Origin of the sequence: Paraburkholderia sp. HP33-1, assembly GCF_021390595.1 — a bacterium.
Taxonomy (GTDB): domain Bacteria; phylum Pseudomonadota; class Gammaproteobacteria; order Burkholderiales; family Burkholderiaceae; genus Paraburkholderia.
This window is the reverse complement of the sequence record NZ_JAJEJR010000001.1, coordinates 1,846,277-1,856,977: the sequence shown is the minus strand read 5'-3', so window position 1 is coordinate 1,856,977 and position 10,701 is coordinate 1,846,277. Positions and strand designations below refer to the sequence as shown.

8 protein-coding genes are annotated in these 10,701 nt (G+C 66.5%); 3 read left to right on the top strand and 5 right to left on the bottom strand.

Going from position 1 to position 10,701, the window contains the following annotated elements:
- Positions 1 to 23 precede the first annotated feature (23 nt).
- Both L0U81_RS08435 and L0U81_RS08430 read right to left on the bottom strand, forming a co-directional pair.
- Positions 24 to 1,427, bottom strand: coding sequence for an ATP-binding protein (locus tag L0U81_RS08435; RefSeq protein ID WP_233801672.1), 1,404 nt, complete (start codon positions 1,425 to 1,427; stop codon positions 24 to 26).
- Positions 1,424 to 2,083, bottom strand: coding sequence for a response regulator (locus L0U81_RS08430; RefSeq protein WP_233801670.1), 660 nt, complete (start codon positions 2,081 to 2,083; stop codon positions 1,424 to 1,426). Before L0U81_RS08430 ends, L0U81_RS08435 begins: the two co-directional genes overlap by 4 nt.
- A gap of 384 nt (positions 2,084 to 2,467) precedes the next feature.
- Here L0U81_RS08430 and L0U81_RS08425 point away from each other — a divergent pair, with 384 nt between their 5' ends.
- Genes L0U81_RS08425 through hpnK form a run of 3 tightly spaced genes read left to right on the top strand, consistent with a single transcriptional unit; the run spans position 2,468 to position 4,939 of the window.
- Positions 2,468 to 2,818 carry a hypothetical protein gene (locus L0U81_RS08425; protein WP_233801668.1) on the top strand — a complete coding sequence of 117 codons (351 nt, stop codon included), beginning with the start codon at positions 2,468 to 2,470 and terminating at the stop codon, positions 2,816 to 2,818.
- A 19-nt stretch (positions 2,819 to 2,837) separates the two neighbouring features.
- Positions 2,838 to 4,109: a bacteriohopanetetrol glucosamine biosynthesis glycosyltransferase HpnI gene (hpnI, locus tag L0U81_RS08420; RefSeq protein ID WP_233801666.1), complete on the top strand. Its 1,272-nt coding sequence runs from the start codon at positions 2,838 to 2,840 to the stop codon at positions 4,107 to 4,109.
- Positions 4,109 to 4,939, top strand: a complete 831-nt coding sequence (gene hpnK / locus L0U81_RS08415) for a hopanoid biosynthesis-associated protein HpnK (RefSeq protein ID WP_233801664.1) — start codon at positions 4,109 to 4,111, stop codon at positions 4,937 to 4,939. Before hpnI ends, hpnK begins: the two co-directional genes overlap by 1 nt.
- Positions 4,940 to 4,977: 38 nt before the next feature.
- Here the strand turns inward: hpnK and L0U81_RS08410 are convergent, their stop codons facing one another.
- From L0U81_RS08410 to L0U81_RS08400, 3 genes are read right to left on the bottom strand one after another with little or no spacing between them, the layout of a single operon-like run.
- Complete coding sequence (locus L0U81_RS08410; protein ID WP_233801662.1) at positions 4,978 to 8,037, bottom strand: efflux RND transporter permease subunit; 3,060 nt, start codon at positions 8,035 to 8,037, stop codon at positions 4,978 to 4,980.
- Positions 8,034 to 9,158 (bottom strand): efflux RND transporter periplasmic adaptor subunit, encoded by a 1,125-nt coding sequence (locus L0U81_RS08405; RefSeq protein ID WP_233801660.1) that lies wholly within the window; start codon positions 9,156 to 9,158, stop codon positions 8,034 to 8,036. The genes L0U81_RS08410 and L0U81_RS08405 overlap by 4 nt, the downstream gene beginning before the upstream one ends.
- A complete protein-coding gene (locus tag L0U81_RS08400; protein WP_233801658.1) occupies positions 9,148 to 10,560 on the bottom strand; it encodes a TolC family protein in 1,413 nt (470 codons plus the stop codon). The genes L0U81_RS08405 and L0U81_RS08400 overlap by 11 nt, the downstream gene beginning before the upstream one ends.
- Positions 10,561 to 10,701 lie beyond the last annotated feature (141 nt).

Here is a 10,701-nt window from a genome sequence, read left to right as displayed (position 1 = left end):
TCGACACGCGAGCTAAACCGGCTTCAGCGCGGCGCACGATAAGCCGGAAACGATACCCCGACCGCAAGCCCGCGCTCGCCGATCCCGGCGCCCAACTGCAGACTCGCCCCGAAATGCTCGGCGATCCGCGCAACGATCGACAAACCCAGCCCGCTACCGGTCGCCTGATTGCCGGTCGCGCGGAAAAAGCGGTTCGTGAGCCGCGCGAGATCGTCGGGCGCGACGCCGGGGCCGTCGTCGCGCACGGTCACCTGCACGCGCTCGTCGGTATGGTGCACCGCCACTTCGACATTACCGCCCGTGCGTCCGTACTTGATCGCGTTATCGAGCAGATTGTCGAGCAGGATACCGATCAGCACCGGCTCGGCATCGATCTCGGCGAGCATGTCGCCGACCAGCATCACGTTGATGTGCTTCTGCTGCGCATTGCGTCTGTTCGCGAGCAGCGCGTGCTTCGCGATAGCCGCCGGCTTCAACGGCTCGGTCGGCAGCTTTTCCTGCACGTCGAGCCGCGCGAGCAGCAGCAACTGCTCGGCGAGCCGCGCGCTGCGATCCACGCCTTGCACGACACGCTCCATCGCGAGCCGCTGCAACGCAATATCCGGCTCCGCGAGCGCGACCTGCGCCTGCACCTTGATCGCGGCGAGCGGCGTCTTCAGTTCGTGCGCGGCGTCGGCGGTGAAGGCTCGCTCGAGTTCGAGCGCATGATGCAGACGCGCGAGCATCTGGTTGATCGCATCGACGAGCGGGCGCACTTCGAGCGGCGTGCGGCCGATGCCGACCGGTTCCATGCGGTTGACGTCGCGCGAACCGAGCGCGGCCGACAGCACTTTCAGCGGCGCGAGACTCCAGCCGATGCTGAACCACACGAGTAGTGCGAGCACCGGCACCGCGATCAGCGTGGGCCGCGCAATGCGGCTCGCGACACCGCTCACCAGGTCGCTGCGCGTATTGGCTGGCTCGAATACACGCACGCTGTGACCGAGCAACGTGTCGCGCAACGTGAACGAGTGATAGAGCTGCCCGCCGAGCGTGACGTCCTGCGCGCCGCTGCTGGCCGGCAGCGGCAAATCCCACGCATCGACCGCACGCAGTTGCGGACTGCCCGCCAGGATGGCGCCGTCGGCGGCGCGCACCTGGAAAAGGGCGTCGCGCGGTAGCGTGTCGTCGTCGTCGGAATCGCTTGCGCCGGGCTCGCCGCCTCTCTCTTCTTCGCGCACGTCGATGCGCGCAGTGGCGAGCGTCATCAGATTGGCAGGGTCGAGCAACGCGAGAATCTGCGCGAGCTCGGCGAGGCGCGCTTCTTCCCATTGGGCGACTTCGCGCGCCGCCTGCCGGTAGCTCGACACGAGCGCACCGCCCCATACGATCGCGATGCTCGCGAGCACGAGCAGCACGAGGCGCCGGCGAATCGACGGGCCGATCATTCTTTCTCCATCACATAGCCGATGTTGCGCACGGTCTTGATCAGGCTGGCGCCGAGCTTCTTGCGCAGGTTCGACACGTGCACCTCGATCGCATTGCTTTCGATTTCTTCCTGCCAGCCGTAGAGGCTTTCTTCGAGCCGGGAGCGCGACTGCGGAATGCCGAGATTGGTCAGCAGTTGCAGCAGGATCGCCCATTCGCGCGACGTGAGCGCTACGCGCGCCGCACCGACCTGCACCGTTTGCGCGGCGGGATTCACTGTCAGATTCTGGTAACGAATCAGATCGATACTGCGACCTTGTGCGCGGCGCAACAGCGCGCGGCAACGCGCGACGAGTTCGGTGAGATCGAACGGCTTGCCGAGATAGTCGTCGGCGCCGGCTTCGAGACCGCCGACACGATCGACGACCGTGCCCCTCGCGGTCAGCACCAGCACCGGCACGTCGTTGCCGGCGTCGCGCACGCGTTTGAGCAGTTCCGTGCCGCTCACGCGCGGCAGGCCGAGGTCCAGCACCACCAATGCATATTGAGTCGTGTCGAGCGCGAGCCCGGCCTTGTGGCCGTCGCGTGCCCAGTCGACGGTGAAGCCGGCCTGGCGAAGGCCCGCTTCGACACCGCAGCCGATGAGCTCGTCGTCTTCTACGAGGAGTAAGCGCATGAGGCAAATCTTCCGTTGAGGGGTTTTATTGCATAACGGCCAGGGTTTTTGTGCAAGCGCCATTGATGCACGTGGGCGCATAATCTGCCGTGTTCCGAAGTGTAACCACGCCGTTCGTTAGCCGGTTTATGCCATGCGTCTGCTTAAGGTTTCCTTCAGCTTGAATCGATACCATCGACGCGCTATAAAATGGTCGTCGCAGATCGTGATGCATACGCGAGACCATACCGCCGTCAGATGATCGCAACCTCATCGTAAGGACTTCGATGGAATGACGCGCGAGGCATTCTTTATGCTAGTCAATGGCGTCAGTGGACGGCATCGATGAGTCCCGCCCATTGCCACGCACCCGGTCAGGCCGCAAGGCCATGCACGAGGCACGTTATGAAGCGAGTCACCATTGACATGCTGCGAGCCCATTTGCTGGTAGCCTCCCTGACGGCCGTAGGCGCCGAAGCGTTGCTGTGCGTCGCGCTGCCGGTGCTGCCGGTGTCTGAGTCTTTTTTCGGTTCCACCTCATTCCGGATGTTTGCGCTCGTGCTGATCGTCGGCAGCGTGGTGGTCGCGCGCGAGTTCGCGCAGGTCGCCTTCGAGTTCGCGGTGCGGCGCGACTACGCGATTCGCGCCGTGCGCGACGCATGGCCAGCCGTGATCGCGGCGAACTGTCCGCGCCGGTGGCTCGTCGTGCTCCATTTACGCCTCACGGGGCAACCGTTCGTGCTGGCCGAGCACTAACGGATACGGACGACACACAATGGTGCCCCACGCGTTGATTGCATTCCAATGGCTTCTGTTAGCCGGTTGCATTAGCGCTTCGATCTACACGGTGACCGCCGCGCTCGCCATGCCGTTTTTCACCTCGCGGCATAAATCGCACCATCATGGCGGCAGAGCAATCAATCGCCCGCACGGTCGTTCGCCAATGGAGTCACTTGACTGCCCGGCCGATCCGTTCGCGCAGGTCGGTGTCAGCGTTCTCAAACCGTTATGCGGCGCCGAGCCGCGTCTCTACGAAAATCTGCGGACCTTCTGCGAGCAGCGGCATCAGCATTTTCAGCTGGTGCTGGGTGTCTCGTCGCCGCACGATCCCGCCATCGCAGTGGTGCGCCGTTTGCAGGCGGCCTATCCGAAGTGCGACATCGAACTCGCGATCGACACGCGTGTGCACGGCAGCAATCTGAAAGTCAGCAACCTGATCAACATGGCGGCGCGCGCGCGCCACGACGTGATTGTGATCGCCGACAGCGACATCGCCGTTGATTCGGACTATCTCGACAGCGTCGCCGCGCCGCTTGCGGACCCGAACGTCGGCGTGGTCACGTGCCTGTACGTCGCGCGCGGCGTGGGTGGCTTCTGGCCGCGAGTCGGTGCGCTGTTCATCAACGAATGGTTCGCGCCGTCGGTGCGGGTCGCGCACGCGATGGGCTCGCGCCGCTTCGGTTTCGGCGCGACGCTCGCATTGCGGCGCGCGACGCTCGAGCGCATCGGCGGCTTCGAAGCGCTGAAAAACCGCCTCGCCGACGACTACTGGCTCGCCGAACACGTGCGCGCGCTCGGTCTGCAAACGGTGCTGTCGCGCGTGATGGTCGCCACCGACGTGATCGAGCCGACCTTCGCCGCGCTGTGGCAGCGCGAAACGCGCTGGCTGCGCACGATCCGTTCCGTCAATCCGCCCGGTTTCGTGTCCTTGCTGATCACTTTCCCCACGCCGTGGCTGATGACGAGCGCGTGGCTGACCGTGTCGCTCGCGACGTGCACCTGTACGCATGCGTCGGTCGCGGCGGTGATCGCGAGCGCGTCGGCGACATCGGTGTGCGTTGGCGCGCGCCTGCTGCTGCATCTGCGCGCGGCACGCCGCGCTCGCACGTTCTGGCGCGATCTTCCCCTCGTGCCGTTGCGCGATACGCTTCTGGCGCTCCAGTGGCTCGTCAGCGCGTTCGGTTCGCACGTCGTGTGGCGCGGCGCGCGCATGCAGGTCGGCAGGCCGACCGCCGAGCGCAGCGGCCAGCTGGACAGCCTCACGTAATGGAGAACGCGAAGCCGGCGCAGCCGCGCGGACTGATCATCACCGCCGACGATTTCGGCCTGCATCAGCGCGTCAATTTTGCGGTCGAGCGCGCGTATCGCAACGGTGTGCTGCGCGCCGCGAGTCTGATGGTCGGCGCACCGGCCGCCGGAGACGCGGTCGCACGCGCGCGTGCGCTGCCGGAACTACGCGTAGGCCTGCACCTGGTGCTGGCCGACGGCGCCGCGCTGGCGCCGCGCGAGCAGATCGCCGCGCTGCTCGATGAAAATGGCCGCTTTGGCAGCAACATGGTGCGCGACGGCGTGCGCTTCTTCTTTCTCCCGCACGTACGCCGGCAACTCGCGCACGAGATTCGCGCGCAGTTCGAAGCCTTCGCCGCGACCGGCCTCACGCTCGACCACGTGAACACGCACAAGCATTTTCATCTGCATCCGACCGTGCTCGGCCTGATTCTCGACATCGGCCGCGACTACGGCATGAAGGCGGTGCGTCTGCCGTTCGAAGCGAACGCGCCGCTGTGGCTGCGGCCGTGGATCGCGCAGGTGAAGACGCGGCTCGAGCGCGCGGGCGTCGCGCATAACGACTACGTGGTCGGCATCGCGGCGAGCGGGCGCATGGACGAGGCGACGTGGCTCGCCGCGCTCGCGAATCTGCCGCGCGGCGTCGGCGAAATCTACTGTCATCCGGCGCTGGCGGGCGAGGCCTTGAGCGAGGGCATGCACGACTACCGGCACGCCGACGAGTTGCAGGCGCTGCTCTCGCCGAGAGTGGCCGCCGCGATCCGCGCGCTTGGCGCGCGGGTCGGCGGGTTTGCGGATGTGCTGGCATAGCGCAGTGCTTTGCGAAACCCGCAAAGCCTGGGCGGCGCTCACACCGGCTGCTTTTTCATCAACAGCTTCAAGAGCGCCGGCAGCAGCAACAGCACGAGCGGCAGCTGCACGATCAGCCCCGAAATGATCGCGATCGCGAGCGGTTGCTGCATCGCCGAGCCTTGCCCCAGCGCGAACGCGAGCGGCAATAGCGCGAGGATCGCGGCGATCGTGGTCATCGCGATCGGCCGCAGGCGGTTGCGCCCGGCGGCCTGCAAAGCGTCGTCGAATGGCATCTCGTCGTCGCGCACCAGCGCCTGCAATTCCGACACGTAGAAGATCGCGACCTCGGTCACGATGCCGATGATCATCGTCATGCCCATCATCGCGGAGATGTTCAGCTCGATGCCGGTGATCCACAGACCGATGAACACCGCGCCCGCCGCGAGCAGCGGCATCACCAGCACGGCGAGCGCGACGCGCAGGCGTTCGTACAGGAACAGCAGCAGGCCGAACACGAGCGCGATCGCGGCGCCGAACACGGTCAGCAGACCCTTGAAGGCGATCTGCTGTTGCTGGTACAGGCCGCCCAGTTCGTAATAGACGCCCGAGGGCAGCAGGTTCGCGTCGCCGAGCGCCTTCTGCACGTCGGCGATCGTCGAGCCGAGATCGCGCCCGTCGATGCGCGCGGTAACCGCGACCATCCGCTTCAGGTTCGAGCGGCTGATCTCGGGTTGACCGGTGACGGTCACGCGATCGGCGACGCGCTTCAGCGCGAACAGATGTCCGTCCGGCGCGCGAATCTGTAACTGACCCAGTTGCGTATCGGTCAACTGGCGCGCGCCGTTCACGCGCACGCGCACGCCGACCGTCTTCGGGCCGCTCTGGAACTGCGTCGCGACATTGCCTTCGAGCATATCGGTGACGGCCTGGGAGATCGCTTGCGGGTCCATGCCCTCGGCTGCGGCCGCGGCGGGCTGGATATGCAGTTCGATGGCGTCGCCGGCCGGGTTGATGCCGTCGTTCACGTCGACGATGCCCTGAATCTGGCCGATGCGCGCCGCGACCTTGCGCGCGGTGGTGTCGAGCGTGTGCGGGTCGTCGGAGAAGATCTTGATCTGCACCGGTTGCGGCACCGCGGTCAGGTCGCCGATCAGGTCTTCCATCAGCTGCGCGAGCTCGATGCTCACGCCCGGCACCTGCGTTTCGATCTGCGAGCGGATTTCTTCCATCACGGTGTCGATCGGCTCGCGCTTGCCGGACTTCAGCCGCACGAAGAAGTCGCCCCGGTTGGGCTCGTTCAGATCGCCGCCGAGACCCGCGCCGGTGCGGCGCGAATAGGTCGCGACATTCGGATTCGCGCGCACGATGCGCTCAATCTGCTTCATCAGCCGGTCCGTTTCGGTGATCGACGTGCCCGGCTGCGTGTGATAGTCGAGCACGAAGCCGCCTTCGTCCATGCTCGGCATGAAGCCGCTGCCGACACGCGTGAACGCGAACGCCGCGATGATGATCAACGGCACGACGCCCAGCAGCACGAGCGGCGGCCGCGCGATCACGCGCCCAACCGTGACGGCATAGCGCCGGTTCAGCCACGCGGCGAAGCGCGTTTCCTCGTGCTCGTCGGCGTCTTTGGGCTTCAGCCAGCGGTCGCACAGGATCGGCACCGCGAGCCACGTCACCAGGAACGAAATGAACAGCGCGCTCGCCATCGTCAGCGACAGCGCCTTGAAAAAGGCGCCCGTCACGCCAGACAGAAACGCGAGCGGCACGAAGATGATCAGCGTCGCCGCCGATGAACCCGCCAGCGGTCGCGTGAATTCGAGCGCCGCAGCCATCACGCGGCCATGGAACGCGCGTGCGCCAGCCTCGCGCATGCGCCGCACGATGTGCTCGATCATCACGATCGCGTCGTCGATCACGAGGCCGACCGCCGCTGCCATGCCGCCCAGCGTCATGATGTTGAAGCCCATGCCGAAGACGTCGAGCAGCAGGATCGTCGCGGCCATCACGACCGGCACCAGTGCAACCGCGATCGCGGTGATCTTCCAGTTGCGCAGGAATACGTACAAAGTCAACGCCGCGAGCACGACGCCGATCATGATCGCGTCGCGCACGCTGGTGGCCGACGCGATCACGAGTTCGCTCTGGTCGTACCAGTTCGACAGATGCACGCCCGCAGGCATCTGCGGCTTGAACGCGGCGAGCTTCGCGCGGATCGCGCGCGCCATCGCGACGCTGTTCGCGCCGGGCTGCTGATACACGTTGAGTAGTACGGCGTCCTGACCGTCGGCGGTGACGCGCATCCATTGCGGCACCACGCCCTGGCTCACCGTTGCGACGTCGCCGAGACGGATCTGCGCGCCGTTTGCATTGCCGTTGGCGGACACGACGACGTTGCGCAGTTCGTCGAGCTGCGTGATCGTCGAGTTGGTGACGACGAGGTACAGCTTGTCGTGATCCTCGATGCGGCCGTTCGCCATCAGCACGTTGCTTGCGCCGATCGCCTTCGACACGTCCGAGAGCGACAGCTTGAACGCGGCGAGGCGGGCCGGGTCGACCGCGACTTCGAACTCGTCCTGGGCGCCGCCGGTCACCTCGACGCGCGCGACGCCTTCCACCGACGACAGCAGCGGCCGCATCTGGAACTGCGCGAGATCGCGCAGCGCGGAGAGCGACTGCTGCGTCGACGTGAGGCTGTAGGCGAGCACCGGGAACACGGTCGGGTCCATGCGCTTGACCTGCATCGTCGTGCCGGGCGGTAGCGTCGCGAGAATTTCGCTGATCGCCGATTGCGCCTGCAAGGTCGCCTGCGCCATGTCGGTGCCCCAGTCGAAGTTCAGCGATATCTCCGCGGCGCCACGGCTCGTCGTCGATTCGACCTCACGCACGTTCGGCACGCGCCGCAGCGCTTCCTCGACCGGCATCGTGACGAGCGTCGTCATCTGCTCGGCGGGCCGGTCGCCCGCATCGAGCGAGACGACCGCGCGCGGAAACGCGACGTTCGGAAACAGCGAGATCGGCAGACGGAACGCGCTCAGCGCGCCGGCGATCGCGAGCAAGGCGATCACGAATAGCAGCGAGCGGCGATGCGTCTGCATCCATTGGCCGAAGTTCATCGTGCGCTATCTCCGCCGGTGCGTACCGCCATGCCGTCCTGGAGCTCGTAGTTGCCGCTGGTCACGACGCCGAGCGCGGGGTCGAGCGGACCGTCGACGCCGTAGCGCTCGCCGTTTTCGATCGCGATCGTGACGGCGACGCGGTGCGCCTTGTTTTGCGGCGTGATCTGGAACACGTAGGCGTGCTGGCCGTCCTGGAGCACGGCCGCGCGCGGCACGATCCAGTGAGTGCCGGTGCGCGTGGCGATGTCGGCGGCGACGCGCGTGCCGGGGATGAACGGCGTTTGCGCGAGCGGGACCGTCGCGCCGATGTTGACCAGTTGGGATTGCTGATCGATTGCGGCGCCGACGAGCACCACGCGGCCTTCGATCGATGTCTTCGCGAGCGCCGTGGAGAGGCCGTGCAGCGTGAGCGCATCGCCGGGATGGATCGCCGCGGCGTCACTGGGCTCGACGCCGAGCGTCACGTTGGCGCGCGCGTCGCGGCCGCTGCCGCTTGCGAGCTGCAGGATCGCCGCGCCCGCCTGCAACTGGTCGCCTTGCGCCGCCGACAACTGCAGGACCACGCCGTCGAACGGCGCGGTCACGACCTTGTTGCCGCTTGCGATGCCGGTCTGATTCTGCGCGGCGAGCGCTTCACGGGCATCGTCGACGGCCTTGCTCGCGCTGGCCAGTTGCGATTGCGTCGCGAGGCCCTTGTCGTATAGCGACTGGGTTCGCGCGAGTTCACCTTGCGCGAGCGTCAGCGCGCTTCTGGCTTGCGTCGCGGCAAGCACCGCGGCGGGATCGGCCTGCACGACGAAAAGCGGGGTGCCGCGTTTGACGGTCTCGCCCGCCTGCACGCGCATCTGCACGATACGCGCGACATAGGGAAGATTGATCGTCGTCACGTTCGACGCGGTGGCCGCGACGATCCCGTAGCCGCGCACCGGTTGAGCGATGGCGGCGCGCTGCACGCGCACGGTCTGCACCGCGACCGACGGTTGCGCTTCGCTGGCCGCGCTGTCGTCCGCGTGAACCGGATGGACCGATGCATACAACAGGATCGCGCCAACGAGCGGCGCGGCGATGGCGGCAACGCGCGGCCACGGATGGCGCGAGGAAAACAGGCTATTTCGCATGAGTGTCGATGAAAGTCTGGTCGGGTAGAAAGGCGTCGGGAATCGCGCTGCCGAGCAGGGCCTGCAAGCCGACGCGTTGTTCGGCGAGCGTTTCTCGCAGGGTCGCGACGTCGATGCGTTTGGTGAGCGCGGCGCTTTGCGCGTCGGTGTAGGCGCCGAGCACGAGGTTGTGTTCCGCGTAAGCCGCCGCGGCTTCACGCGCGGCTCGCTCGACCTCCGGCAGCGCGGCTTCGGTCTGCTGCAATTGGCGCGTGAGAATCGCGCTGTCCTCGCGCAGGCGAGCGACGTCCGCGTACGCCTCGTTCAGGCGGGTCTGGTACTCGTCGCGCAGGCGCTGGCGGGTCGCTTTTTCGATCGCGACGTTGCCCTGGTTGCGGTTGAAGATCGGCAGGCTCAGGTTGATCTGAAAGCCGCTCGTGTAGATGTTCGACGTGTCGCGCGCACGCACGAAACCGACCGACAGACTGGGGAACTGGCTCAGAATCGCCGCGCGGTATTTCTGCTCCTGCGCTTCGTAGCCGGCCTGCAGCGCGATCAGGTCGGGGCGGCGGCGGGCGAGCTCGGCGAGGGCCGCGTCGAGCGTGGTGTCGGAGAGCGGCGCGACGTCAGTGTCGCTGTCTGCTTGCAATTGCAATTGCACGTCCGGCGCCAGGCCCAGCAACGCATTCAGATCGTGATGCGTTTGCGCGGCCGCGCGTTCGGCGTCGGCGTATTGCTTGCGGGCGTCGCTATAGGCGAGGAGGGCGGCCGCGAGCGTATCGTCGGTCAGGTTGCCGTCAGCGCGCGCCGCGGCCATGCGCTCGTAACGCGTGCGCGCGAGGTCGCGTTGCTGTTGCAACAGCGGCAGCGTGCGCTGCTGGAAGCAGGTCTTCACGAACATTTGCCGCGCTTGCGCGACGATCTGCCATTCCTGCCACAGCAGGCCGAGATCGGTCTTCGCGACCGTCGCGTCGGCGGACTGTTTGTTCGCGCTGCGCAGCACGATCGCCATCACGTCGATGCTGAGGCCATAATTGAACGCGCGCGTGGTGCCGGTCGCGCCCGGATAGTCGCTCGATACGCTCAGTTGCGGATCGGGCAGCAGACCCGCCGAATAAGCCTGCGCGCGGGCAATGCCGAGATCGTCGCGGGCGAGCTTGAGGTCGGGGTTGTTGGCCACCGCGAGCATCGCGACTTCATCGATGTCGAGCCCATCGGTGGGATCGAAACGATGCGCGGCCAGCTCGGGCAGCGGCATGCTCGCGGGATCGATGCGGATGCGTTCGAGCGAACGCGCGGACGTCGAGGTGTCCTGCGGCGCGAGCGGTTCGCGGTGATACGTCGCACAGCCGCTCACCAGCAGCGCGCACAACGGCATGAGCGCGCGCCGGCGCAGCGCGGCAACGGCATGGAAAACAGGCAAAATCCGGCTCCTGCGATTCGTATGAAGGGACGGGCGACTCGCGAACGAGGCCTCGCAACGGGAGCCGATTTTGCGAAGCGGGTGCTTAAGACAGGCTTAACGCCGAATCGCGGGCCGCGAGCAGCGCGAAATCGAGGCGCG

What these genes read in the sequence shown, in the direction of transcription:
- L0U81_RS08405 (WP_233801660.1), bottom strand. Translation starts at nt 9,158, where the DNA reads ATGCGAAATAGCCTGTTTTCCTCGCGCCATCCGTGGCCGCGCGTTGCC.
- L0U81_RS08425 (WP_233801668.1), top strand. Translation starts at nt 2,468, where the DNA reads ATGAAGCGAGTCACCATTGACATGCTGCGAGCCCATTTGCTGGTAGCC.
- L0U81_RS08430 (WP_233801670.1), bottom strand. Translation starts at nt 2,083, where the DNA reads ATGCGCTTACTCCTCGTAGAAGACGACGAGCTCATCGGCTGCGGTGTC.
- hpnK (WP_233801664.1), top strand. Translation starts at nt 4,109, where the DNA reads ATGGAGAACGCGAAGCCGGCGCAGCCGCGCGGACTGATCATCACCGCC.
- hpnI (WP_233801666.1), top strand. Translation starts at nt 2,838, where the DNA reads ATGGTGCCCCACGCGTTGATTGCATTCCAATGGCTTCTGTTAGCCGGT.
- L0U81_RS08435 (WP_233801672.1), bottom strand. Translation starts at nt 1,427, where the DNA reads ATGATCGGCCCGTCGATTCGCCGGCGCCTCGTGCTGCTCGTGCTCGCG.
- L0U81_RS08410 (WP_233801662.1), bottom strand. Translation starts at nt 8,037, where the DNA reads ATGAACTTCGGCCAATGGATGCAGACGCATCGCCGCTCGCTGCTATTC.